This window comes from Duganella guangzhouensis (assembly GCF_009674535.1).
GTDB classification, from domain to species: domain Bacteria; phylum Pseudomonadota; class Gammaproteobacteria; order Burkholderiales; family Burkholderiaceae_D; genus Rugamonas; species Rugamonas guangzhouensis.
Map to the genome: position 1 here is coordinate 291,206 of NZ_WKJK01000009.1, position 24,455 is coordinate 315,660.

Below are 24,455 nucleotides of genomic sequence, written 5' to 3' on the forward strand. Positions count from 1 at the left end.
GTGTTTGGGCTTATGGGGCGGCGACGCCTTGTACTTTCGGGCTGTATGGGGTGTACAGGAAGGAGCCGGCCCACGCTGGTGTGCGCACGTTGTAGCGGGCGGCGTCGCTGCTGTAGTTGGTGCCATCGTGCCAATCGCCAGTGCCGTTGTATTTGGCCACTGCGGGGTATGGATAGACCGGACGCGATGAGGTCACGGCGCCAGCGCTGCTCAGCTTGTAGGTCATGACCGACGATGGTGCGGTGCTCTGCTCCACCCAGCCGGTGATTTTCGATACCAGGTCGATACTGTCCAGGCCTTCGCCGCCACCGCAATGCGCCACGCCGGGCACCAGGTACATGCGGCTGAATTCATCCACGCTGCTGCTGCCCATCTGCGTCTGCATCGCTTCGTAGTAGGCAATGGTGTAGGCCGGCGAGATGTGCTGGTCGGCCCAGCCATGCCACAGGATCAGCTTGCCGCCGGCTTTCTTGAACGCCGACAGGTCGGGATTGGTGGCGTCGTACAGCGGATGGTTCTCGGCCAGGTAGGTTTGGTAGAAGCTGCTGTCGGTGTAGCCGAAGGTATCGATATTCGGTTTGCTCGGCGTGCCGGTGAAGATCAGGTTGTACGCGCCGGTGACGATGTTGTAGCTGAACACGCCGCTAGTGACCGGCACCGGCGTGCCGGTCGAGCTGGAGGTGGTCGGGGCTTCCACGCCCGGCCAGCTGTATTCCGAACCATACAACGGACGGCCAGCCTGCAGCCGCGCGCTGGTGCTGGCGTCCACCGGACCGCCATAGATCTTGCCGGCGGCCGCCACTTCCGCCGCGGTCAGGCATTTGCTGGTATCGGTGGCGCCGGCCGCGCAGGCAATCGAGGCCACTTCAAACTGGCAGGCACGCGGATCGCTGATCAGGCCGTCCGGCGTATCGCCGCACGAGGCCAGTACGGCTTTGTGCAGGATGGCGATCTTGTCACTGTACAGGATGGCGTTGCCGGCGCTGCTGCCTGTGGTGCTGTTGGAGATCACGTTCCAGCCGTGGTACACCGAGTTCTGCACCTGGAAGTGCGCGGCCGGCGCACCGGCGATGATGCCGTTGTAATCGTTAGGATAACGCTGCGCGGCCATCAAGGCTTCGCGGCCGCCATCCGAGCAGCCGATGAAGTACGAATATTTCTGCTCCTGGCCATAGTAAGCCTTGATCAGCTTCTTGGCAGCCAGCGTGGTGATGTGCTGACCACGATAGGCGAAGTCAGCCTGCTTTTGCGTATCAGTGGTCCAGTCCGACGCATTGCCCGAGTGGCCCATGTCGGTCGCTGCAGTCACGAAGCCGCCCTGCTGTACCAGCGGGCAGCTGTAGCTGAAGCTGAACGAGCTTTGCGCCGATGGATCGCTGAGGTTGCCGCACAGGCCGCCGCAACCGAGTGCGGCAAAGCGCTGGGTCCAGGTGCTGACCGGCAGCGCCACCTGGAAGGTGTTCGACGGCGCCAGCGTGCCTTTGACGTTGCAATAGCTGATCGCCACGCCGTTGACGGTGACGCTGGCTACGGTGGCGGAAGCGATGCTGCTGCCGGCGCCGCCGATGTCGGTGATGTCGATGGCGGCCAGTTTGCTGCAATCGGTGGTCGGCGCCACCACGCTCAGCGTGGTGGTGGCAGGCGTGGTGGTCGTGGTACCGGTGGTGGTGCCAGTATCGCTGCGCGTGCCGCCGCCGCTGCACGCGGCAAGCAGCGAGCCGATGAACAACATGGCCAGCCAGGCAGTGAAGTGTGTGAGAAATGTGCGGACGTGACGGGGCACGCCGCGTAAGGCTATCGCGGTCATAACAGTCTCCTTGTTTTTGTTAAAGTAAGTAAAAGATTGCAGCCTCAGATTACCGCCTCGGCACCCTTGCCATGGTTGCGTTAAAGCCTGCTCACCGTTTCAAATTACTTATCGCTGCCGACACCTCCGGTTAACCGGAGCCGAGCTATCGAGCATATCGATTGGTCAGCCCCGGCCAGCCAGCCTACAATCTGGCCATCTATTCCAAACAGGAGACGCCCGTCAATGAAGCATCTGTTCACCTTCCCTGCCCTGCTGTGCGGCGCCGCCGCGCTGGCCGCCGTGGCCGCACCAGTTCAACCACAACTTGCCCACGGCGCTATTCCGTTGCTAACCGTTAATGGCCTGCAGTTCCGCGATCTCAATCGCAACGGCAAACTGGACCCGTATGAAGACTGGCGCCTGCCGGCCGCCACCCGCGCCGCCAGCCTGGCCGCCGCGCTGTCGCTGGAAGAACAGGCCGGCCTGATGATGCATGGCACGCTGGTGCTGGCACAGAACAGCAATGCGGTCGACGAGCAGGCCATGAGCGGACTGATACAGCAGCGTTACATCAACACCTTCATCAGCCGCCAGCAAGGCGATGCCGCCACGTTGGCCAACACCTACAACCAGTTGCAGCAATTGGCGGAAACCACGCGCTGGGCGATTCCGGTCTCGCTCAGCACCGATCCGCGCAATCACTTCCAGCACGTGGTCGGCCAAAGCGTCACTTCCGGCGGCTTCTCGCAATGGCCAGAGCCGCTGGGCCTGGCCGCCATTAACGACGCCGCGTTGACGCGCCGCTTTGGCGACATCGCGCGCCAGGAATATCTGGCGGTCGGCTTCACCCAGGCGCTATCGCCGCAGGCCGACCTGGCCACCGAGCCGCGCTGGTCGCGCATCTTCTCCACCTTTGGTGAAGACGCCGACATCGTCAAATCACAAGTGCGCGCCTACGTGGCGGGCTTCCAGCATGGCGAGCGCGGCCTGGCACCAGGCAGCGTGGCGGCCGTGGTCAAGCACTGGGCCGGCTACGGCGCGGCCAAGGATGGCTGGGACAGCCACAACCCCTACGGCAAGTTCATGACCTTCCCCAGCAAGAATTTTGCTTACCACTTGAAACCGTTCGATGGCGCGTTCGCGGCACAAGCAGCGTCCATCATGCCGACCTATTCGCAACCGGACGGCGTGGTGCAAATCAACGGCATCACGCTGGATCAGGTGGGCGGCGGCTACAGCAAGGCGCTGCTGACCGACCTGCTGCGCAATAAAAAGAAATTCAAAGGCGTGGTGCTGAGCGACTGGGCCATCACCAATGATTGCAAGGGACCGTGTCTGGACGGCGCGCCGGAAGGCGTGACGCCGCTGGCCTTCTTCCCGCAGTTCGGCACGCCGTGGGGCGTGGAAGACCTGGACAAGCAAGCCCGCTTCGCCAAAGGCGTGATGGCCGGCATCGACCAGTTCGGCGGCACCGAGGAATCGCAATATCTGGTGCAGGCGGTACGTAGTGGCGCGGTGCCGGCGGCGCGTCTGCAGGAGTCGGTGCGCCGCATCCTGCTGCAAAAATTCCAGCAGGGACTGTTTGAAAATCCTTATGTCGATGTGGCCGCCGCCAAAGCGACGTTGGGCAAGCCCGAGTTCAGCGCCGCCGCGCTGGATGCACAACGCCGCTCGCTGGTGCTGCTGCAAAACCGGAATGCGCTGCTGCCGCTGTCCGGCGCCAAGCGCCGCGTCTACCTGCACGGCATCGATCCCGCCATCGCGGCTGGCTACGGTTTCACCGTGGTTGACACGCCCGAACAGGCCGAACTGGCCATCATCCGCGCCGCCACGCCGTTCGAGCCACTGCATCCGCGCTACATCTTCGGCACGCTAACGCATGAAGGCACGCTGGCCTACGCGGACGGCAATGCCGATTACGAAGCGATCAAGCGCGCCAGCGCGGTGGTACCGACCATCGTCACGGTCAATCTGGAACGGCCAGCGATTCTGACCAATGTGGTCGACAAGACCGCCGCCGTGCTGGCCAACTTCGGCATCAGCGACGCCGCGCTGTTTGACGTCCTGACCGGCAAGGCAGCACCGCAGGGCCGCCTGCCGGTCGAGCTGCCGTCGTCGATGGAGGCGGTGCTGAATCAGCGTTCCGACCTGCCGCATGATAGCGTCAAGCCGCTGTTCCCGTTTGGCTTTGGCCTCCGCTATGCGCTGGCCGCGCGTCATCCGGAAAGCAAATAGATCGTATCGGAGAAAACAACTTCTCTCCCCATGGGTGACGGCGTATGCTCCGGCGACTAACGTCAGCGGGGCCGCCGTCCCGCGTTTTCCTGAAAGCGCATGCCCATGAAGAAGAGTTTGATCTGCATTGCCTTGCTGGCCGCCGCGCTGGCCCGCGCCGAGGTGACATTCCAGAACCCCATCCAGCCGGGCACGTATCCGGACCCGAGCATCTGCCGTGTCGGTGACGACTACTACATGGTGCACAGCAGCTTTGGCTATTTCCCCGGCGTGCCCATCTTCCACAGCAAGAATCTAGTGAACTGGGAGCAAATCGGCCACGTGCTGGATCGCCCAAGCCAGGTACCGCTGGACAAGGCCGATGTCACGATGGGCATCTTCGCGCCGACCATCCGCTACAACAATGGCGTGTACTACATGATCACCACCAACGTCACCGCCAAGGGCAATTTCTATGTGACCGCGACAGATCCGCGCGGACCGTGGTCGGAGCCGGTGTGGGTGGATGTGCCGGGCATCGACCCGAGTCTGCTGTTCGATGACGATGGCAAGGTGTGGGTGACGTCCACGCTCAATTGGGGCAAGGATATTCACGAAGGCATCTACCTGGCGCAGCTGGATGTCGCCACCGGCAAGCTGTTGACGCCGCTGCGCAATATCTGGACCGGCACTGGTGGTCAGTATCCGGAAGGCCCGCATCTGTACAAGAAAGATGGCTGGTACTACCTGATGATCGCGGAAGGCGGCACCCAGTCCGGCCACAAGATAACTATTGCCCGCAGCAAGCAAATTGAAGGGCCGTATGAAGCCAATCCGGCCAATCCGATCCTGACCCACGCCACCAATGCCAAGCGCGACAGCGAATTCCAGGGCGTCGGCCATGGTGACATGGTGCAGGCGGCCGATGGTTCGTGGTTCATGGTGGCGCTGGCGTTCCGTGTGCATGAGGATCATCAGATCCTCGGTCGCGAGACGGTGCTGGCGCCGGTTCAGTGGAGCAAGAACGCCTGGCCGGTGGTCAACGGCGATGGCGGCATCACTGCGCAGATGAGCGTGGCGTCGCTGCCGGGCGGCCCGGTGACGCCACAAAGCTATGTGCAGCACGATGGCTTTGACGGCAAACGTCTGGCGCTGGTGTGGAATCATCTGCACGCGCCGGTGGCGGAGAACTATTCACTGACGCAGCGGCCTGGTTATCTGCGCATGCTGCCGGGCGATGGTCTGCTGAGGCGGCCGGATCAACTGAGCTTCATCGGCCGTCGCCAGCAGCATTTCAATTTTGAGGCCAGCACGCAGCTGGAATTCGAGCCACGCGCCGGCCAGCAGGCCGGGCTGACGGTGTACAAGGATGGCAAGCATCACTATGCGCTGTCAGTGCAGCGTGACGGCGACAAGCGCGTGGTGGTGCTCAGCTATCAGTTGGGCAAGATACATCATGAGGAGGCGCGCGCGCCGCTGGCCACCGGTCCGGTGCGGCTGCGCGTCTCGGGCGACAAGGATGCCTACAGCTTCTCGTACGCGCAGGGCAAGGACGGCTGGCGCCAGCTGGGCCAGGCAGATACGCGCTACCTCAGCAGCGTCACGGCGGGCGGTTTCACCGGCTCGTACATCGGCTTGTACAGCCAGGGCAAAGCCGCCACCGCCGCGCCGGCCGACTTCGACTGGTTCGTCTACGATCCAGTCGAGCAACCGGCGCAACACTGAGCGGGCGACGCCGGCTTATTGGCCGCTCGTTTCCAGCGTCACCGGGCCGATCAGGCCGGAGGGACGCAGGCGGCCATCGGCTTTGTAGGTCGGCTGCGGGGTCCATGTGACTTTGTCCTTGACGGCCGGGTCGGCATCGCGGATCAGCCGGTTGATCCACAGATTGGCGACGCGGATTTCGACCTGGTTCTGCCCTGGCTTGACCCACGGACCGATTTCCACCGTGTACGGCTGATGCCAGGCATACCCCGCCAACTGGCCGTTAACGCGCACCTCGGCCACCTCGCGCGCCTCGCCCAGATTCAGCGTTAGCGGCGCGCCAACCCGCCAATCAGCTGGCAACGCGAACGACTTGTCGTAACTGGCGATGCCGGAGAAGTAACGCACACCGGGATCGGCATTCCGTTCCAGCGCCTGCAACGATGGCAGCACCACACTGCCCGGCGCACCGCGACCAGGCTGGAAGCGCACCGCCCAACTGCCGTCCAGCATGGCCAGCGTCGTCCGGCTGGCGACCGGCACCACGCGCGCAGCGGCCCGCGCCGGCTGGCGGAACACCACATGCACCGACTCTTCACCGTGCAGCGCCAATGGCACCATGGTGACGCCATCGGCAATGCGGTAGCTGACCGGCTCGAACGTCCCGGTTTCGGCACGCCACAGTTCCGGCTCCAGGCCCACCACACGGAAGCGCGCTTCGATGTTTGCATCGCGATTCTTGCGGTTGACCACGAAGTAGCTATCGCCATCGCTCAGCTTGCGATGCGCGAACAAAATCTCGCCATCGCCGCTGTAGCTGAAGTCGGGTGCGATTCCGAGCCTGCGCAGCACAGCGTTGATGTCACGGCTGGCAATCACCTTGCCCTGTCCCACGCTGGTCACGTCGGCATCCGGCCACAGCCGGCTCAGCAGCGCGTCATACTCGGCCTGCTCACCCGCCAGGCTGGGCGAGCCTAGTGGACGCGCGCCGACGATGGTGGCACCGCCCTCGGCCAGCACAGCGATGCGGCGCAAGGCCGACAGCGTCATGCGGCTGGACGAGCCACCCAGGTAAATCACCTTGTAGCGCGCGCCGGCGGCCGATACCACCTCGTTGCCATCGTTTGACAACGCGCCCATCAGCGCATCGTAGTTGACGAAGTCATAGGCGTGGGCGGTCGGCGCATCCTGTACCGCGCGCTCGCTGTAGAGGCCGGTGAGCGGCGCTTCCTCGCCATAGAAATACGCCACGTCCGCGTAATTGCGGCCCTGCTGCAGCATCAGCGCGTTGCGCGACAAGTAGTCGACCCACGGCTTGGCCAGCTCGGCCCAGCTGTCCTGGCGATTGAAGAACTGGCCAATGCCGCCCAGCGAAATCCCCGGCAGCTTGTCATCGCGCGGCACGTGCACCGAGGTGTGGATGACCGGACGATTCACGCCCAGCACAAATTCCAGATCGGCCACGCGCTTCAGGTCGGCCGGACCGAAAGCCCATGGCGCCATGCCTGCCGTCATCGATTCGGCGGCGACGATGTTCTGGCCGTAGACATGCGCCACCGACGCGGCGCCCTTGATGTCGGCCAGATAGCTGAGCTGCGGCCCGGCCTGGCGCTCGAAGGCCCACATCGCGGCCATTGGATAATCGGTGTGGCTGCGCATCGCCATGTCGTCGCCCAGCATGGGGCGGCCGCTTTCCAGCGCTTCGCCGTAGACCTTGAGATCGTTGGCATGCGCGACCTTGGCCACCGTGCCGTAGAATTCGCTCGCGATCAAATCGGCCAGCGTGCGGCGGAAATCGTAGAGGAACTTGTCCGATTGTTCGCGGCTGCCGATCAGCGTGCCGGTCAGCGTTGGCAGCCATGGCGTTGGATCGTAGCCGCGCAGGCGCTGGAACTGGGCGATCAGCTGCGGTGTCCAGTTGGCGGCGCCGACTTCGATCGAATCGGTCAGCAGTGCGCGGACGCCGCGCTTGCCGAGTAGATCGTCGCCGGTGGCGGTGCGGTAGTTGGCCAGGTAGTGGTCGAAATAGCGTTGGTTGGCGCCGGCATCGAATTTGTCGGTTTCCAGGCCGGTCGCTTCGGCCGGGGCAGGATGGTTGGTCTTGCCGACCAGCGAGTAGCCAAGCCGCAGGATGCGCCAGTTGCCGGCCGGTGGCGTCCAGTCCAGCGTGCCGTCGGCGCGCAGTTTGCCGGTCAGGTTGATGACCTGGGTCGGGGCCGCGCCCTGCGCGCCATCAGCTACTCGCGGCAGCGCGTAGTAATCCGGCACCAGCGCGTAGCCGGCTTTCGCCTCGTACTGGTCGATGCGGGTGTCGGCGCTGAGTTGCAGCGTGGCGATCTGTACCGGCTTGGCGAGCAAGCCGCCGATCATCTTGCCAAAGACGTCTTCCATGGCGATGTCTTTATCCGGCCCGTGACCATCCTCGCCGCCGCCCATGGCCGGTTTGACGATCAGACGGAAGTGGCGCGCGGTGACGGCCGGGAAACTAAGCGTGGTCGGCACGTCGGCCAGGCGGATGGTGCTGATTAGTTGCCAGGTTTTGCCGTCCTGGCTGGCTTCCAGCTGCGGCGCCAGGAAGCCGCCCAACGGCGGCACTGCAGCGCCCGGCATGTGCAGCGTCAGCGAGCGCACGGTGACGGCGGCAGGATAGGTCAGCCGCAGCTCCGGCACTTTGCCGGTGACGATGGAGGGCAGCGTGATGCCGCCAACACTGCCACGCTTGCCCTTGTTGGCTAGCGGCTTGCCATCGCCGTCCGTCAGGCGTGGCGACGGCAGCGCGGACGACGGCGACAGCGGCACCGCCAGCACCGCCACGTCCCGGTAAAACGCTGGCGCCTGGTGGCCGGCCTGGCCGGCGATCAGCTCGGACAAATCCGGCTGCTGCGGAATGTCCTGGAAAGGGCCGGCCACCGATGGCGGCGCGGCCAGCCGCAATGGAGCGCGCTGGCCACCTTGAGCCGTGGTCTCGCTCCATACCAGCTTCTTCAATGCGTCTTCCGGCGGCACCCACGGCCCGCCCGCCTCCGACCAGCCCGGCGACGACGCGATCGCCAGTTCCAATCCCAGGCGATCGGCCTCGCTGGCGGCAAAGCGGAACGCTTTTTTCCAATCGTCGGTCATGTAGGGCAAGCGCTTTTCCACCACCAACGGCGTCGCCAGGTCGACGTCGAAATTCTGCAAGCCGCCGATGCCGACCCGCTTCATCCACTCCAGATCCTTGGCGATACCCTGTTCGGTGATATTGCCGTTCATCCAGTGCCACCACACGCGCGGCCGCGCGGCGTTAGGTGGGTCCATGAAGTCGGCCGCCAGCTGACCACCGCCTTCTGGCGCCGCGTGCACCGAACCAAGCACGGCACACAACAGCGACGCTCGCAACGCATATTTATACATCGGCGCTCGCATGTGGCTACGGAAGCACGATCGTCGCCAGCCGCTCGGCACGCACAAAGCTGGGCTGGAACTCGGGTGGGAAATAAGGCGAACGCACACGCGCGCAGATCGCCACCTTGTGGATGCCAGGCTTCAGGCCGCCCGCCTTCTTCACCACCACCGAACCCCACTCCTGCAATTCCCAGCGCACCTCGGCCGCCTCGCGGATTTCCTCCAACGTATAGGTGGCGTCACGCAAACGCAGCAGGTTCTGTTCGAACGGGAACACCTCGCCGTCGACCGTAATGTCGAAACCATCCAGCAGCGACAAGCGCATGCCGCGATAGTTCGGCAGCCGGATGCGGACCTCGAAGCCTTCGCGATCCTGTTCCGGGCCGTAGTTGCGGAAGCCCGAACTTTGTATCAATTGATGCTCAACCATAAAATATCCCTTCGCAATAGATCAGGCCAGGCGGCCTTCGTCGTAGTCTTGTTCCAGCTGGCGCAGGATCACATGCTGACGCCGCACCTGGTCGATCGCCACCCACGGATCGCGGCGGCCTTCGTATTCGCTGGACAGATAGCCGTCGTAGCCGGCGCGCTTCAGCGCCGGGATCACCTTGGCCCAAGGGATGTTTTCATCTTCAAGCTGGTCATTGATCTTGTGGAACTTGGCCTGCACGAACACCACGTATTTGGCGATGTCCAGGAACTCGTCCGGATTGACCTTGATGCCGTCCAGGAAGGACAGCGCGGTCTTGCGCATTTCCGGCGTTTCCTGCGGCCAGAACGGCAGCGGACGATCCTGGAAGATGCCGGTATCGACCATCAAACCAAAATGCCTGGTGCCGGTACGTTCGATAAAGGCGATGTAATCGTCCACCGCCTGATGCTTGATCGGCGTTGGCGAATGAATTTCCGGGCAAATCACGATGTCGTATTTGTGCGCCAGATCCAGCACGCGCTCGACTGCGCCTTCCCAGATCGGGTCCGGCATCAGATCGGAAGTGACCACACCGAACTTGGGCCGCAAGAACTTGAAGCCCAGTTGATGCGCCAGATGCAGATCACGTTCCAGCTCCGCCGCACCTTCCTGCTCGGTCAGCTTGCGCGACAGGCGCAGCTTGGTATCCACCCACGAGCACATATTGGTCGGTTCCAGCTTGTGCTTTTCCAGCAGGCGGAACCAGTTGTCCACCCATTGCGTGGCCGGCTTGGGATAGCCGGTCACATGCGCCTCGCCCAGAATTTCAATCCCGGTCGCGCCGGTCTCCGCCACATGATCGAAGCCGTCTTCGATATTCATGACGCTGGAGAAGTCTTCAGTGAAGCTGTACAGCGACACCCCGTATTTGAATTTTCCCGCCATTCCGATTCCCTCCTTACGAAAAACCCGTCCTGCCAGACGGGTGAAGGCAGAATACGTGGCTAACGCGGCGGCGAATAATCAATTATGTGGATAGGATCTATTCAAGCTGCCAGCGCGGACAGCGGCGGCAGCGCGATCGCGGCGCCGGAGAGAACAGCGCGCGGCGCCGGGCGAGCGCCGGCCGCATGTTGCGCCGCCAGTTCGGTCAACGCGTTGCGTAACCAGCGGTGCGCGCGGTCGTTGTCGACGATCGCGGACCACTGCATCACCTCCTCCATCGCCGGCACCGGCTGCGGCAGCTCGGCCATGCGCAACGGATGCCAGCGCAACAGCTGCTGCACCATGCCGCGCCGCATGGTGGCGATGCGGCGGCTACCGACCAGAAACTCGGGCAGGCAGCTGAAATTGGCGGCGGTGATCTCCACCCGGCGTTGCACGCCGAGCTGGCTCTCGACCCAGTCACGCGCGCCGGACCGCCCGCCGGCGGCGGAAAACTGCACCGTCACGTGCGGCAGGTTGGCGAATTGTTCGCGCGTGATTTGTGGTCCGACTTCCGGATGCTGATTCCACAGCACGCATACATAGTCGTCATGCAGCAGCGCCTGCTGGCGGTGATCGCCGGCCAAATGATCGCGTGGCCCGACGATCAAATCGATGTCGCGCCGCGCCAGCGCCACGTCCGCATCCGGATACGGCGGCGCGATTTCCAGCGTGATGCCGGGCGCTTCCTCGCTGATGCGGTTGGCCAGCGGCGCCAGCAGCACGCTGACCACGTAGTCGGTGGCGACGATGCGGAAATGCTGGGTGGCGGTGGCCGGATTGAACTCGGCGCCAATGTCGGAAATGGCGCGCAACTGTTGCAGCACCTCGCGCACCGGCTGCAGCAGGCTGTCGCCACGCGGCGTGCGTATCATGCTGCGGCCCTGCGATTGCAGCAGCGGGTCCTGGAAATAGTCGCGCAGCCGGCTCAGCACCGAACTGGTGGCCGGCTGCGACAGGTAAAGACGCTTGGCGGCCTTGGTGGTGCTGCATTCGGTCAGCAGCACTTCCAACGCCACCAGCAGGTTCAAATCCAAACGGTTGAAGCGCATGTGTGTCTCCTGTAAAGCGCCGGACTTCTGCTGAGCCGGTCATCTGGTGGCACAATAATGAATGAGAATTCGCATTCGCACAAATCGTTTTTATCAATAGCGTGTATCGATACAACAGCGGACTTGAGCGATTTGATTCGTGCTACAGTGCGGCCAACTTGACCCCCAGTACACTCATGACCAAGCCTCTCAACGCACCGCCGCCGGCCGTCCCCAAACAGAAACGCAGCCTGGAATCGCAGGAAGCCATCCTGCTGGCCACCGAACGGCTGTTGACGCGCGAAGGCGGCAATGACTTCACCTTGCTCGACCTGAGCCGCGAGTCCGGCATGTCGGTCGGCGGCATCTACCGCCGCTTCGTCGACAAGCAGGGCTTGATGCTGGTGATGCAGCAGCGCTTGAATGAGAGGATGTTGCAGGACTATACCGAGTTCGCCCGCGAGGCCAGCCAGAGCGCCGCCAACCTGAAGCAACTGGTGCCGGTGCTGATCGCCGGCATGACCGAGTTGCTGCGGCGTCACGCGGCGGTGCTACGCAAAATCGTGGAAGAATCGATGCACCATCCGGAGATGGCACAGAACGGCATTCAGATCTATCACGCCCACCTGGCGCTGTTCAAGCGGGATCTGCTGAGGTACCGCGCCGAGATCGCCCATGACGATCCCGAATATGCGATCGAGTTCTGCTTCAATGCAGTCTACGAACTGGTGGCGAGCCATCTGGCCTTCGGACGTGGCTCGACCGTGACAGAGCAGGACTGGCCGCGCCTGTTGGCGAATCTGCAGCGGCTGTGCCTCAACTTTCTGGCGTATCCGCTCTGAGGTTTCAATGCAGCGTGGCCACCAGCCGCACCGCGATGCCGGCATCCAGCAGCATGTGCAGGCTGGCGGCGCTGATGTGGTAATCGGTAATCAGGCAGGACACCCGCTCCAGCCCGCAAATCAGCAATCCCCCCTTGCCGGCCAGTTGCGACGACGCGGCCAGCACCACCACCTCGTCGGCCTGGGCGATCAGCAGGCGCGTGGCCTGGGCTTCGTTGTCGTCGCTGGCCAGCAACCCGCGCAAGGACAGCCCGCCGATGCCGATGAACACGCGGTCGGCGCTATAACCCTGGATGAAATCGAGATCCGGCGCCACCGTCAACGCGTCGCCAGCGTGCAGCATGCCGCCGGTGAAAAATACTTCATTCTCGCTGAGCAGCGCCAGGCGATTGGCGGCGCGCAGTGAATTGGTCAGGATGCGCAAGTGCTTGTCGATCAAAAAATCCGTCATCGCGTCAGCGTCGGCACCACACAGGATAATGGTGTCGCCATCGGCACACATGGCAGCCGCGCACAACGCAATCGCGCGTGCCTGCCGTGGCAGATGCTCATTGACCGGCATCGACCAGTTCGCGCCACAGGCGCGCGTACATGCGGGCAGCCGGCAGTTCCAGCGGCGCCACCGCCTCCCACGGCAGTTCGCCGGTGGCGCCCTGCCCGGTCAACAGCCAGCCGCCGTGCACGGTGCCACTGCTGTCGTCCGACACCATCACCCGCTGCTCCGGCCGCAGCCAGGCCAGCAGGCCGGCGTACAGACGGTTGGCGGTGAAGCTGCCTTCGATCACAATCGGACCGCGCGAGCCGAGCCGGCTCAGACAATGGTCGGTCACCAGCGCGCAATACAGGCTGGCCAGCGCGTAGCGTTCGCGCCCGCCGGCCAGCGGCGGTCCCACCAGCTTGCCTATACGGCGCTGGAACGGCCCGCCGTGCGGCGAGAAGGTCGGTAACGCCATCGAGCCCTGGCTGATGACGCGTTGCAAATCGTATTGGTCGCCCTCTTCGATTTGCTCACCAGCCAGCTCGGCAAATTCACGCCCGCCCATGAAGCGCTGGCACGCCACCGGCTGGCCGAAGGCGCTGACGTTGGCCAGCATGTCGGCGCCGGCATCCAGCTCGCCCAGCCGTTCCGGCGCAAAGCCCGGCGCGGCGACGATGACCCAGGTGCCAGTCGAAATCACGGTCGGCGCGTCGGCGCCGAGGTAGCGCAGCAGCGAGGCGTTGCTGTCGTGGATGCCGCACACGACCTGGCAATCGGCCGGCAAGCCGGTCTGCGCCGCCAGATGCGGATGGATGGTGCCCAGCACATCGCCGGCCGCGCGCAGCGGCGGGAACAGATGGCGCCAGCCCTGCTTGTCGACCATGCTGGAGAAATCGCCACGCTTGGGGTTCCATAAATCGGTATGGCAGCCCAGCGAGGTGACTTCGCTGGCGGCCACGCCGCACAAACGCCAGGCCCAGTACTGAGCGTACATCAGCACCGTGGTGGCGGCGCCGAATTCCTGCGGCCATTGCTGCTGTTGCCAGTACAACTGGCGACCCAGGTTCAGGCCGTTTGGCAGCGATGGCGACAGCGATTCGGAAAACAGTGGCCGCGCCACTTCGTATTCGCGCGCCTCGGCGTACGGGCGCTCGCATTCGTAGTCGAGCACCGGCAGCGCCAGTGCGTCGCCCTTCAGCAGCACAGCGGTGGCGCCGTGCGTGACCGGCACGATGGCGCGCACTTGCCAGCCCTGCTCGGTCCCGGCCTCGGCCAGCGCACCCAAGAACCAGGTCCAGATACGTTCAACGTCATGCTGCGGATACGGTGCCGCTTCCAGCACCGTGTTCGGCGTGCGCGCTTCGTGTACCACGCGGCCGCGCTGGTCCACCAGGCTGAGTTTGACGTTGGTCTTGCCGATATCGAGAACGGCGGTAACAGGTAATACCATGTGCCCTCGCTTAATGTCGTTTGCCCGGCGTGGACAGCAGGTGCGGCAACACGATGGTCACCAGCAATAGCACACCCACCAGTATCGTCATGATGATGCCGGGGATATTCGCCAGCGCCATGCCGAAGTTGACCATGCCCAGCACCGCAATCGCCAGCAGCACGCCCACCATCGAGCCCTTGCCGCCGGCAACCTTGACGCCGCCGAGGATGACCATGGTGATGACTTCCAGCTCCCAGCCCAGCGCGATGTTGGGACGGGTCGAGCCGATACGACCGGTCAGCAGGCAAGCCGCCAGGCCGGCCATCGCGCCCGAAGCGATGAACAGGCACAAACGATAACGGTTGACCCCGATGCCGGCGAAGCGCGCCGCCTCCGGGCTATTTCCGATCGCGTACAGGCGGCGTCCGACCACGGTGGCATGCAGCACAAACGAGAACAGCAGCGCGAACACCACGAACACCGCGAACGGGCGCGGGATCACGTCGAAGAAGTAGCCTTGGCCCCAGTCGGCCAGCAGTTGCGGATAGCTGGTGAAGGCTTTATCGCCCAGCACCACGCTGGCCAGGCCGCGGAACAGCGACACCGTGCCGATCGTCACCACAATCGATGGCAGGCGGAACGCCGTCACCAGCAGACCGTTGACCAGCCCGCACAACACGCCAGTGCCAATGCCGACCAGGAACAGCATCGGCGGCGGCAATCCGGCCTGATTGGCCAGCCCCATCGCCACCGACGACAGCGCCAGCGCGCCAGCCACCGACAAATCGATCTCGCGGCACAGGATCAGCAACGCCATCGGCAACGCGATCAGCGCTTTTTCGCTGAAGTTGAAAGTGCTGTCGGCCAGGTTATCCAGATCAAGGAAATGATCGAGCAGCACGCCGTTGGCGGCCATCACCACCAACAGCAGCAGCGCCAGCATGACTTCCCATTTCTGCAGCAGCGCGCGCCAGTTGAAGCTGGCGTTGTCGGCGATTTGATGTTTCGCCGCGCTCAGTGTCGCTTGCGTCATGCGGCACCTCCTTTCGATAAGTTGACGGGCAGGATCTGGCGCGCGCCATGGCCCTTGCCACGCGCGTTGATGACCACCGCCGCCAGAATCACCGCGCCGGTCAGCGCGCTCTGCCAGAACGGCGACACTTTCAGCACCGGCAAGGCGTTACCGATCACGCCCAGGAACAGCGCGCCCAGCACAGTACCAGCCACGCTGCCGACGCCGCCACCAATCGAAACGCCGCCGATCACGCAGGCCGCGATCACGGTGAATTCAAAGCCGTAGGCCACTTCGGTGTAGGCCACCGCGTAACGCGCCACCCACAGATAGCCGGCCAAGCCGGACACCAGCCCGGACAGCGCATACACCAGCACCAACCGCTGCTTGATCGGCACGCCAACGTAGCGCGCCGAGGCTGGCTGATTGCCGATCGCGTACAGGTCGCGGCCGAAGCGCGCGTAACGGGTCAGCCCCCAGAATAGCAGCACCGCACCGGTGGCGATCCAGAACAGATTGGTCATGCCGGCCATGGTCTCCAGCGGGAAGGCCAAGAAGTCCTTCGGCAACTGGTGCGACGACACCCAGGCGCCGCCGGACACCACAAACACCAGCCCGCGATAAATGCTCATCGTGCCGAGCGTGACCACGATAGGCGGCAGATTCAGCAGGCCAATCAGGGCACCGTTGACCAGGCCGCACAGCAGGCCGGTGACAGCCGCCAGCAGCACCACCAGCAACAGCGGCGTGCCGGGATAAGCCGCCACCAGCATCGCCGACAACATGCCCGACAGCGCCAGGCTGGACGCCACCGACAAATCGATGCCACGGGTGACGATCACCAGCATCTGGGTCAGCGCCAGCATGATCAGCAACGAACTGTCGGTCAGCACATTGGTGAAACTGTCGACCGACAGAAACACCGGCGCGCGCCAGCCGATCAGCAGCACCAGCAACACAATCACCAGCGCCAGTTGAGGTTCCCGCTGAGTCAGGAAACGCATACATTTACCTCCATCGATGGAACATGGCTGAGCGCCATGCCGGACGCCGCCGCGACCACCGCTTCCGCCGTGGCCTCGTGACGCGCAAACGTGCTTTGAACGCGGCCGTGGTACATCACCACCACCCGGTCGGCCAGGCCCAGCACTTCGGGCAGTTCGGACGACACCAGGATCACCGCCAAGCCCTGCTCCACCAGACGACTGATGAAGCGGTGCACGGCGGCCTTGGAGCCGATGTCGATGCCCTTGGTCGGCTCGTCGAGGATGATGACTTTCGGCTTGGTGGCCAGCCACTTGGCCAGCACCACTTTTTGCTGATTGCCGCCGGACAGTTCCTGCACCGCCTGATCCAGATGCGCGGCCTTCAGCTCCAGCTGCTCGGCATAGCTGCGCGCCAGCGCGCGCTCGGCGTCGCGGTGGCCGGCCAGCACCGGGCCAAACTGGTTGAGGCAGGCCAGCGTGCTGTTTTCCAGTATCGACATTTCCAGCATGGCGCCGTGGTGTTGACGATCTTCCGGCACGTAGGCAATGCCGCGCCGGATCGCCTCGGCGGCGCTGCGGATGTGAACCGGCTGGCCGTCAATGCGGATTTCGCCCGACACGTCCGAAGTCAGGCCGAACAAGCCCTGCATCACCTCGGAGCGGCCGGCGCCCACCAGGCCGTAAAAGCCCAGCACCTCGCCACGGCGCAGCGAGAAGCTGACCTCGTCGAATTCGGATGGGTGCGACAGGCATTCGACTTCCAGCACGGTCTCGCCCAGCGCCACCTGCGCCTTCGGATAGACTTCGGACACGCCGCGCCCCACCATCAACGCCACCAGGCCTGCCTCGTCGATATCGGCCAGCGCGCCAGTGGCGATGTACTGGCCATCGCGCAGCACGGTGTAGCGGTCGCACACCGCGTAGATTTCGTCGAATTTGTGGGTAATCAGGATCACCGCCTTGCCGGCCGCCTTCAGCTGGCCGATGATGCGGTACAGCTCCTGAATTTCCTTGCGCGACAGCGCCGCCGTCGGCTCATCCATGATGACCACGCTGGCTTCCTGCGACAGCGCGCGGGCGATTTCCACAAAGTGGCGCTGCGCGATCGACAGGTCCTTGACCTTGGCGCGCACCGGAATCTCGACTTCCAGCCGGCGCAGCAGTGCTTCGGCGTCGGCCTCCATCTTGCGCCAGTCGACCAGCCGGGTCCACGGATGGCGCGGCTGATGGCCGATGTAGATGTTTTCGGCCACCGTCAGTTCGTCGAACATCACGGTTTCCTGGTGCACGGCGGTGATGCCGGCGCGCGCCGCCGATTGCGGACCGCGCAGCACCATCGCCTTGCCGTCCAGCGTAAACGTACCACCATCCGGTTGATAAATCCCGGTCAAAATCTTGACCATGGTGGACTTGCCGGCGCCATTCTCGCCGACCAAAGCCATCACCTCGCCCGCGCGCACCGACAGCGACACATCGCGCAAGGCCACCACACCGCCAAAACGCTTGCTGATGCCGGACAGCTGCAGCAAGGCGTCACCATCGGCGGCGGGCATCTGTTTTACTGATTGCATGAACATACTCCTGGCGTTGGCTCAGAACATACGGGCGTACTTGTCGACGTTGGAAGCATCATAGACGAACGGCGGTGCCAGCGCGGCCTCGCCGCCGGCGCCGATGGTCAGCTGTCCCATGCGCCCCACCGCGACTTGCTCGCCGGCCTTGCCGCTGGCCTCGCCCTTGACGAAGCGATAGGCGGCATAGGTGGCGGCATACCCGAGATCGATGGGATTCCAGATCGCGAAGCTCTTGACCGCGCCGCTGTGGACGTGGCCCGCCATCTCGGATGGCAGACCGAGACCGGTGACATAGACCTTGCCGACCAGATGCTCATCCACCACCGCGCGCGAGGCGGCGACGATGCCCACCGTGGTCGGCGCCACGATCACTTTCAGTTTGGGATTGCTGCGCAACAGGCCGATCGCCTCGCGGTAGCTCTTGTCGGACTGGTCGTCGCCATACACGGTGCCAACCAGCGTCAGTTTCGCATATTCAGGCTGAGCCAGCACCTTCTTCATCTCGTTGATCCAGATGTTCTGGTTGGTGGCTTGCGCGGTGGCGGACAGCACGGCGATTTCACCGGCGCCGCCAGCCGCCTGGCTGGCCAGCTCGACCAGCTTGTGCCCGACCAGCGGCGGGCTGGACGGGTTCAGCTGCATCAGCCGACCGCCCTGCACGATGCCGCTGTCGAACGACAGCACCTTGATGCCACGCTTCATGGCCTTCTGCGCGATCGGCGCCAGCGCGTTGGCGTCGTTGGCCGAGACCACGATCGCCTGCACCTTTTGCATGATCAACGCGTTGACCAGTTCCACCTGGCCTTCGGCGGTGGCCGAAGTCGGCCCGGTGTAGATGATGCGGACATCACCCAACTGCCGGGCCGCCTCCTGCGCCCCCATCTGGGCAGCGTTAAAAAAACCGCTGCCCAGCGCCTTGACCAACATGGCGATCTTGACCTGCTCCGCCGCGCTGGCGCCGCCACAGGCGGCAGCCAGCAGCAGGCCACCCACGACCTGCCGTAGGGATGGCATTTTCATGCACGTCTCCTGTTGTTGTTTTTAGTGTGCTGCTTTTATGTGCTGCTTATACTACTGCGATCAGACGATGCCACCGCCCGACGACGCCACCGCCGGCCGCTCCGCGCCCACTCGCGCGCGGTAGCCGCTGGCACGGTAAGCGCCAACCGGATCGACCGCCGCGCCGGCTTCCGCCCGCGCCAGCGCCAGAATCGGCGTAACGTCGGTGGTGTAGGCCTGCTTCAGCGTGCGGGTCGCCTGCAGCGCATCGCAACCATCCTGGAAACCTTCCAGCGCGGCGCGATCGATCAGCAAGGCCTGAACATAGGCGCGCTGGACTTCGGTGGCGCTGTTCATCAGGCTTTCGATCGGGTCGGTCACGTTGTGCGACTGGTCCAGCATGTATTCCGGCTTGAAGTTTGGCAGCTTGCGCGCCTCGGCATCCACCAGCTCGTTGAAGATCAGGAACAGCTGGTACGGGTTAATCGAGCCGGAATCCAGATCGTCGTCGCCATATTTGCTGTCGTTGAAGTGGAAGCCGGCCAGCTTGCCGGTGGCGGCCAGGCGGGTCACGATCATCTCGATGTTGACGTTGGGCGCGTGGTGGCCCAGGTCGACCAGGCACTTGGCCTTTTCGCCCAGCGCGGTGGCGGCGATGTAGCTCGAACCCCAGTCCTGCAGCACGGTCGAGTAGAACGCCGGCTCGAACATTTTATGTTCGAGGAACATCTGCCAGTCCGACGGCAGCGCCGCGTAGATCTTGCGGTTGCTCTCGATGTAGCGCTCGAAGCTGCGGCCGAAGTGCTGCTGGCCTGGGAAGTTGGAACCGTCGCCCACCCACACCGTCAACGCCTTGGCGCCCAGCGCCTTGCCGATCTCGATACATTCGATATTGTGCTCCACCGCCTGCTGGCGGGTGGCCGCGTCGGCGTGGGTCAGGCTGCCGAACTTGTACGAATGCGCTTGCCCCTTCTGGTCCTGGAAGGTGTTGGAGTTGACGCAGTCGAAGTTTAGGCCGAACGAGCCGGCGTATTCGCGCAGTTCGGCGTAATCGGTGGTCTTGTCCCATGGCAGGTGCGGCGACACGGTCGGGGTGATGCCGACCAGTTGGTGGATCACGCCGCAGTCCTGCACCTTGTCAAACACATTGCGCGGCTCGCCGATGCCGGCGAAGCGGGCGAAACGGGTGCCGCCGGTGCCGACGCCCCAGCTTGGCAGCGCCACCGCGAACGCGGCGGCCTTGGCCTTGATGGCGTCGATGTCGATGCCGCGACGACGCAGTTGCTCGCCCAGGTACTGATAATCGGCGCGCAGATTGGCCAGTTGCGGCTCGTTGTGCGCGGCGATGGTCGATTGCTCGATAATTTTGCTCATGTCTGTCTCCTCTATCCTGCCGCTTAGCGGGTGAATGCCATCAGATTACCGGCATCCACGTTCAGGATGTTACCAGTGGACTTGCCCGACAGGTGCTCGGCAGCGAAGAAGTAAGCGCCTTCGGCAATGTCTTCCGGCAGCACGCTGCGCTTCAGCATCGAGCGCTGGCGGTAGAACTCTTCCAGTTGCTCTTCGTCGATCTTGTTGGCTTGGGCGCGTTCCTTGCTCCAGTCGCCGGACCAGATGCGCGAACCACGGATCACCGCGTCCGGATTGACCACGTTGGAACGGATGCCGAGCGGCGCGCCTTCCAGCGCGAAGCAGCGCGACAGGTGGATTTCGGTGGCCTTGGCGGCGCAGTACGCCATCGCCTGATTCGAAGCGACCAGACCGTTTTTGGAAGCGACGAACACCATCGCACCGCCCACGCCCTGCTCTTTCATGGTACGGAAGGCTTCACGGCCGACCAGGAAGTAGCCGGTGGACAGGATGGCCTGATTACGGTTCCACAGCGCCAGCGTGGTGTCTTCAATCGCCGCCGAGGAAGCGATGCCGGCGTTGGAGACCAGCAGATCGATGCCGCCGAAGGCCAGCGCGGTCGATTTGATGGCGTCGATGACGGATTCTTCCGAAGTCACATCGCAGCGGGCGCCGTGCACCACGTCGCGGCCGAATTTCTTTTGCAGCGCAGCCACGGATTCATTCAGCGCTTCGACGTCGATATCGGCCAGCGAGACGCAAGCACCCTCTTTCAGATAACGCTCGACGATGGCGCGGCCGATGCCGCCGGCGGCGCCGGTGACGAAGGCGATTTTTCCAGCCAGCGCTTTCGGCGCCGGCATGCGCTGCAGCTTGGCTTCTTCCAGCAACCAGTATTCGATGTCGAAGGCTTCCTGCTCAGGCAGGCCGACGTAAGCGTCCACCGCATTGGCTTCGCGCATCACGTTGACGGCGTTGATGTAGAACTCGCCAGCGATACGGGCGGTGGCTTTATCCTTGGCCAACGTCACCATGCCGATGCGTGGCAGCAGGAACACTACCGGGTTGGCATCGCGCACCGCCGGGCTGTTGGCGCGCTTGCAGCGCTCGTAGTAAGCGGTGTAGTCGGCGCGGTAGTCGGCCAGCGCGCTGTCCAGCGCGGCGCGCAGTTCCGGGCCTTGCAGCGACCAGGTGGCTTCCGGCAGCACAAGCGGACGGATCTTGGTGCGCAGGAAGTGGTCCGGGCAGGAAGTGCCCAGCGCGGCCAACTCTTCCAGCTGATTGCTATTGACGAATTGGACCACCGCATCGCTGCGATCAACGTGGGCCAGTTTGTGGCCGCCGCTGGCCGAGGCCAGGCCGCGCAGCACCGGCAGCAGGCGCGCCAGCACGGTGTCGGCGTCGGCTTGTGGCAGACTTTGCAGTTTTTCGCCGCCGAAGGCTGGCTTGCCGGCCGATTTCTTCTCCAGCCAGGCGCTGGCCAGTTCAATCACCTGCACCGTGTTCTGGTAGCAGGACTTGGCGGTGTCACCCCAGGTGAACACGCCGTGGCCAGCCATCACCAGGCCGCGAATGCCTGGATGATCTTTGACGTATTGTTCCAGTTGCAGGCCCAGTTCGTAGCCTGGACGACGCCAAGGCACCCAGCCCATTTCGCCGCCGAAGATTTCCTTGGTCACTTGCTCGCTATTGGCCATCGCCGCGATGGCGATCAGCGCGTCCGGGTGCATGTGGTCGGTGTGTTTGAACGGCAGGTAGGCGTGCAGCGGGGTGTCGATGCTGGCAGCGCGTGGATTCAGGTTGAAGGTGCAGTGCGGCAGGTAGCCGACCATCTCGTCTTCGAACTCCAGGCCGCGATAGCGTTGTTTCAGGCCGATCAGTTTGTCCAGATAGAGGCTGGAAAAGCCATCCATCTTCATCGAGCCCAGGTCGCCGCCCGAGCCTTTGACCAGCAGTACCTGGGTGGCTTCGCCGCTCACTGGGTCTGGCAGCGATACTTTTGCGCCGGTGTTGCCGCCGCCGTAGTTGGTGATGCGCAGGTCGGAGCCGAGCAGATTGGAGCGATACAGAAGCAGAGAGGCTTCGTCCATGCCGGCGGTTGCATTGTCGTCCCAGGCTGGAAATGGTTTTGCAGTCATTTTTTGTCGAGGTAAGTGGTGAAAAAAACCACCCGCCGGGAGACGGGCGGCAAACAAATCACTGAGTTTTCACAGCATACCTGACAATGAAGGAATCTAATCGTTTTCAATCATCGTTTTTCTCAATTACTCATATTAGTGATCGATATGACTCGATACCGATCAATTTATTTCATGCGAGCAAGTGTGGACCGATCTCTTTGACTGATTTCACGCCGGTGAGCACCATATTGGTGCGAATATCCTTTTCCAGAATGGCCAGCAGCTTCTCGACGCCGGCCTGCCCTTGCGCCGCCAGCGCGTAGACGAAGGCACGCCCAAGCAGCACGCCGTCGGCGCCCAGGGCCAGCAGCTTGAACACGTCGGCGCCGGTGCGCACGCCGCCATCGGCAAAAATGGTCATCTTGCCCTTGACCGCTTCCGCAATCGCCGGCAGCGCGCGGGCGGTGGACAGCGCGCCGTCCAGCTGGCGGCCGCCGTGGTTGGACACTACGATGCCGTCGGCGCCGAAGGACAGCGCGGCACGTGCGTCGTCCGCCTCCAGAATGCCCTTGATGACCATCGGGCCTTGCCATTCGTCGCGTATCCATTGCAAGTCGGCCCAGCCGATGCCGGGGTCGAAATTGGCGCCCAGCCAGCCGATGTAGTCGGCCAGGCCGGTGGCCTCGCCGCGATAGGCGGAGATATTGCCCAGATCATGCGGGCGGCCGAACAGGCCGACATCCCAGGCCCACGATGGATGGACGCAGGCTTGCAGCATGCGGCGCAGCGGGCCATTCGGGCCGCTCATGCCGGAGTGCGCATCGCGGTAGCGCGCGCCGGGCACCGGCATGTCGACCGTGAACACCAGCGTGGTCGCGCCCAGCGCCTTGGCACGCTGCAACACGTCGCGCATGAAGGCGCGGTCTTTCAGCACATACAGCTGGAACCAGATCGGCTTGTCGATCGACTGCGCCACCTCGGCCAGCGGGCACACCGACACCGTCGATTGAATGAACGGGATATTGCGGCCGGACGCGGCGCGCGCGGCCTGCACTTCGCCACGGCGGGCATACATGCCGGTCAGGCCGACCGGCGCCAGCGCCACCGGCAAACCGTATTCCTTGCCAAACCATTGCGTGCTCAGGTCCAGCTGCTCGGAACCCAGCAGCACGCGCTGGCGCAGGTTGATGCGCTGCAGATCGTCGACGTTGTTGCGCAGCGTCTGCTCGGCGCCGGCGCCGCCGTCAAGATAATGGAACAGGAAAGGCGGCACCTTGCGGCGCGCGGCTTCCCGGAAATCGGTAGCCGAGGAAATAATCATGGATTGTCTCTGGTTGTTGTTATGCGATGATCAGGCGCACGCCGGCGTCCTTGATGTGGCGGACCATGACATCGGGAATGCCCTTGTCCGTCACAACCGTATGTACTTCGTTCAGATCGCAGACGATGGTGCCTGAGGAGGAATGGAACTTGGAACTGTCAACCAGCAGGATCACCTGCTCGGCGCGCTCGATCAGACGGCGTTCGGCGGCCACCAGCACATCGTCGGCCTGCATCACGCCATACGGGCCGAGCGCCGCCGCGCCCATGAACAGCTTGGGCGCGTAGAAGCGCGGCATCGACTCTTCATTCGGCGGCGCCAGGATGATGTTCTGCTCGCGGTACACCGTGCCGGACGGCACCAGAATGCGGGTACCGGTCTGCTGCAGCAGCGCGCCAACGATGTGCAGCGAATTGGTCAGCACCTGCAAATCCAGCCCGGCCAGGTGCTGGCACATTTGCAGCGTGGTGGTACCGCCGTCGATCATGATGCCCTCGCCGGCCACGCACAGCTTGGCGGCGGCCTTGCCGATCGCTTCCTTCTGCGCCAGATTCAGCGTGATCGATTGCACGAATGGCGTGCCCTGCAGATGGCCGGCATCGCGGCCACCGCCCGCTTCACCCTCGGCGACGCGGGCGCCGCCGTGGACGCGCGTCAGCACGCCGCGCTCCTCCAGTCGCATCAGGTCGCGACGGATGGTGGCTGGCGAGGCCGTCAGCATGCCCTCCAGTTGCCGGTAACTGATGAAACCGGCCGCTCCCATGGCGTCGATAATGATTTTTTCACGCTCATTGATGTGCATGCCCGACCACCTGTGCTG

General features: G+C 63.7%; 18 protein-coding genes. 3 read left to right on the plus strand and 15 right to left on the minus strand.

The window, feature by feature from the left end:
* Window positions 1-10: 10 nt before the first annotated feature.
* Complete coding sequence (locus GJ699_RS18880) at window positions 11-1,807, minus strand: tannase/feruloyl esterase family alpha/beta hydrolase (protein ID WP_154379068.1); 1,797 nt, start codon at window positions 1,805-1,807, stop codon at window positions 11-13.
* Between the two features lie 225 nt (window positions 1,808-2,032).
* Here GJ699_RS18880 and GJ699_RS18885 point away from each other — a divergent pair, with 225 nt between their 5' ends.
* Both GJ699_RS18885 and GJ699_RS18890 read left to right on the plus strand, forming a co-directional pair.
* A complete protein-coding gene (locus GJ699_RS18885; RefSeq protein ID WP_154379070.1) occupies window positions 2,033-4,024 on the plus strand; it encodes a glycoside hydrolase family 3 protein in 1,992 nt (663 codons plus the stop codon).
* A gap of 105 nt (window positions 4,025-4,129) precedes the next feature.
* Window positions 4,130-5,728, plus strand: a complete 1,599-nt coding sequence (locus tag GJ699_RS18890) for a glycoside hydrolase family 43 protein (protein ID WP_154379072.1) — start codon at window positions 4,130-4,132, stop codon at window positions 5,726-5,728.
* Between the two features lie 15 nt (window positions 5,729-5,743).
* On the opposite strand, the gene GJ699_RS18895 is transcribed toward GJ699_RS18890, so the two are convergent.
* The 4 genes from GJ699_RS18895 to GJ699_RS18910 form a co-directional block, all read right to left on the minus strand.
* A complete protein-coding gene (locus tag GJ699_RS18895; protein WP_154379074.1) occupies window positions 5,744-9,100 on the minus strand; it encodes a glycosyl hydrolase in 3,357 nt (1,118 codons plus the stop codon).
* A 16-nt stretch (window positions 9,101-9,116) separates the two neighbouring features.
* Complete coding sequence (locus GJ699_RS18900; protein WP_154379076.1) at window positions 9,117-9,521, minus strand: C-glycoside deglycosidase beta subunit domain-containing protein; 405 nt, start codon at window positions 9,519-9,521, stop codon at window positions 9,117-9,119.
* 21 nt (window positions 9,522-9,542) lie between these two features.
* Window positions 9,543-10,448, minus strand: a complete 906-nt coding sequence (locus GJ699_RS18905; RefSeq protein WP_154379078.1) for a sugar phosphate isomerase/epimerase family protein — start codon at window positions 10,446-10,448, stop codon at window positions 9,543-9,545.
* A 101-nt stretch (window positions 10,449-10,549) separates the two neighbouring features.
* On the minus strand, window positions 10,550-11,539 hold the full coding sequence (locus tag GJ699_RS18910) for a LysR family transcriptional regulator (protein WP_154379080.1): 990 nt from the start codon (window positions 11,537-11,539) through the stop codon (window positions 10,550-10,552).
* 176 nt (window positions 11,540-11,715) lie between these two features.
* Between GJ699_RS18910 and GJ699_RS18915 the strand changes: the two genes are divergently transcribed.
* Window positions 11,716-12,360, plus strand: a complete 645-nt coding sequence (locus GJ699_RS18915; protein ID WP_154379082.1) for a TetR/AcrR family transcriptional regulator — start codon at window positions 11,716-11,718, stop codon at window positions 12,358-12,360.
* Window positions 12,361-12,364: 4 nt separating this feature from the next.
* Here the strand turns inward: GJ699_RS18915 and GJ699_RS18920 are convergent, their stop codons facing one another.
* The 10 genes from GJ699_RS18920 to GJ699_RS18965 form a co-directional block, all read right to left on the minus strand.
* Window positions 12,365-12,922, minus strand: a complete 558-nt coding sequence (locus GJ699_RS18920; protein WP_154379084.1) for a DeoR/GlpR family DNA-binding transcription regulator — start codon at window positions 12,920-12,922, stop codon at window positions 12,365-12,367.
* Window positions 12,909-14,288, minus strand: a complete 1,380-nt coding sequence (locus tag GJ699_RS18925) for an FGGY-family carbohydrate kinase (protein WP_154379086.1) — start codon at window positions 14,286-14,288, stop codon at window positions 12,909-12,911. The genes GJ699_RS18920 and GJ699_RS18925 overlap by 14 nt, the downstream gene beginning before the upstream one ends.
* A gap of 10 nt (window positions 14,289-14,298) precedes the next feature.
* Window positions 14,299-15,303, minus strand: a complete 1,005-nt coding sequence (locus tag GJ699_RS18930; protein WP_154379088.1) for an ABC transporter permease — start codon at window positions 15,301-15,303, stop codon at window positions 14,299-14,301.
* Window positions 15,300-16,286, minus strand: a complete 987-nt coding sequence (locus GJ699_RS18935) for an ABC transporter permease (RefSeq protein ID WP_154379090.1) — start codon at window positions 16,284-16,286, stop codon at window positions 15,300-15,302. The genes GJ699_RS18930 and GJ699_RS18935 overlap by 4 nt, the downstream gene beginning before the upstream one ends.
* A complete protein-coding gene (locus tag GJ699_RS18940) occupies window positions 16,274-17,839 on the minus strand; it encodes a sugar ABC transporter ATP-binding protein (RefSeq protein ID WP_229262171.1) in 1,566 nt (521 codons plus the stop codon). Before GJ699_RS18940 ends, GJ699_RS18935 begins: the two co-directional genes overlap by 13 nt.
* Window positions 17,840-17,860: 21 nt before the next feature.
* Entirely contained in the window at window positions 17,861-18,862 is a 1,002-nt protein-coding gene (rhaS, locus tag GJ699_RS18945) for a rhamnose ABC transporter substrate-binding protein (protein ID WP_229262172.1), read from the minus strand.
* 60 nt (window positions 18,863-18,922) lie between these two features.
* On the minus strand, window positions 18,923-20,215 hold the full coding sequence (rhaI, locus tag GJ699_RS18950) for an L-rhamnose catabolism isomerase (RefSeq protein ID WP_154379094.1): 1,293 nt from the start codon (window positions 20,213-20,215) through the stop codon (window positions 18,923-18,925).
* Window positions 20,216-20,238: 23 nt separating this feature from the next.
* Window positions 20,239-22,332, minus strand: coding sequence for a bifunctional rhamnulose-1-phosphate aldolase/short-chain dehydrogenase (locus tag GJ699_RS18955; RefSeq protein ID WP_154379096.1), 2,094 nt, complete (start codon window positions 22,330-22,332; stop codon window positions 20,239-20,241).
* Window positions 22,333-22,504: 172 nt separating this feature from the next.
* On the minus strand, window positions 22,505-23,635 hold the full coding sequence (gene lldD / locus GJ699_RS18960; protein WP_154379098.1) for an FMN-dependent L-lactate dehydrogenase LldD: 1,131 nt from the start codon (window positions 23,633-23,635) through the stop codon (window positions 22,505-22,507).
* 19 nt (window positions 23,636-23,654) lie between these two features.
* Window positions 23,655-24,437, minus strand: a complete 783-nt coding sequence (locus tag GJ699_RS18965; protein ID WP_154379100.1) for a DeoR/GlpR family DNA-binding transcription regulator — start codon at window positions 24,435-24,437, stop codon at window positions 23,655-23,657.
* Window positions 24,438-24,455: the final 18 nt, after the last annotated feature.

What these genes read in the sequence shown, in the direction of transcription:
- GJ699_RS18885 (WP_154379070.1), top strand. Translation starts at nt 2,033, where the DNA reads ATGAAGCATCTGTTCACCTTCCCTGCCCTGCTGTGCGGCGCCGCCGCG.
- rhaS (WP_229262172.1), bottom strand. Translation starts at nt 18,862, where the DNA reads ATGAAAATGCCATCCCTACGGCAGGTCGTGGGTGGCCTGCTGCTGGCT.
- rhaI (WP_154379094.1), bottom strand. Translation starts at nt 20,215, where the DNA reads ATGAGCAAAATTATCGAGCAATCGACCATCGCCGCGCACAACGAGCCG.
- GJ699_RS18935 (WP_154379090.1), bottom strand. Translation starts at nt 16,286, where the DNA reads ATGCGTTTCCTGACTCAGCGGGAACCTCAACTGGCGCTGGTGATTGTG.
- GJ699_RS18905 (WP_154379078.1), bottom strand. Translation starts at nt 10,448, where the DNA reads ATGGCGGGAAAATTCAAATACGGGGTGTCGCTGTACAGCTTCACTGAA.
- GJ699_RS18895 (WP_154379074.1), bottom strand. Translation starts at nt 9,100, where the DNA reads ATGTATAAATATGCGTTGCGAGCGTCGCTGTTGTGTGCCGTGCTTGGT.
- lldD (WP_154379098.1), bottom strand. Translation starts at nt 23,635, where the DNA reads ATGATTATTTCCTCGGCTACCGATTTCCGGGAAGCCGCGCGCCGCAAG.
- GJ699_RS18940 (WP_229262171.1), bottom strand. Translation starts at nt 17,839, where the DNA reads ATGCAATCAGTAAAACAGATGCCCGCCGCCGATGGTGACGCCTTGCTG.
- GJ699_RS18910 (WP_154379080.1), bottom strand. Translation starts at nt 11,539, where the DNA reads ATGCGCTTCAACCGTTTGGATTTGAACCTGCTGGTGGCGTTGGAAGTG.
- GJ699_RS18920 (WP_154379084.1), bottom strand. Translation starts at nt 12,922, where the DNA reads ATGCCGGTCAATGAGCATCTGCCACGGCAGGCACGCGCGATTGCGTTG.
- GJ699_RS18880 (WP_154379068.1), bottom strand. Translation starts at nt 1,807, where the DNA reads ATGACCGCGATAGCCTTACGCGGCGTGCCCCGTCACGTCCGCACATTT.
- GJ699_RS18915 (WP_154379082.1), top strand. Translation starts at nt 11,716, where the DNA reads ATGACCAAGCCTCTCAACGCACCGCCGCCGGCCGTCCCCAAACAGAAA.
- GJ699_RS18900 (WP_154379076.1), bottom strand. Translation starts at nt 9,521, where the DNA reads ATGGTTGAGCATCAATTGATACAAAGTTCGGGCTTCCGCAACTACGGC.
- GJ699_RS18925 (WP_154379086.1), bottom strand. Translation starts at nt 14,288, where the DNA reads ATGGTATTACCTGTTACCGCCGTTCTCGATATCGGCAAGACCAACGTC.
- GJ699_RS18930 (WP_154379088.1), bottom strand. Translation starts at nt 15,303, where the DNA reads ATGACGCAAGCGACACTGAGCGCGGCGAAACATCAAATCGCCGACAAC.
- GJ699_RS18965 (WP_154379100.1), bottom strand. Translation starts at nt 24,437, where the DNA reads ATGCACATCAATGAGCGTGAAAAAATCATTATCGACGCCATGGGAGCG.
- GJ699_RS18955 (WP_154379096.1), bottom strand. Translation starts at nt 22,332, where the DNA reads ATGACTGCAAAACCATTTCCAGCCTGGGACGACAATGCAACCGCCGGC.
- GJ699_RS18890 (WP_154379072.1), top strand. Translation starts at nt 4,130, where the DNA reads ATGAAGAAGAGTTTGATCTGCATTGCCTTGCTGGCCGCCGCGCTGGCC.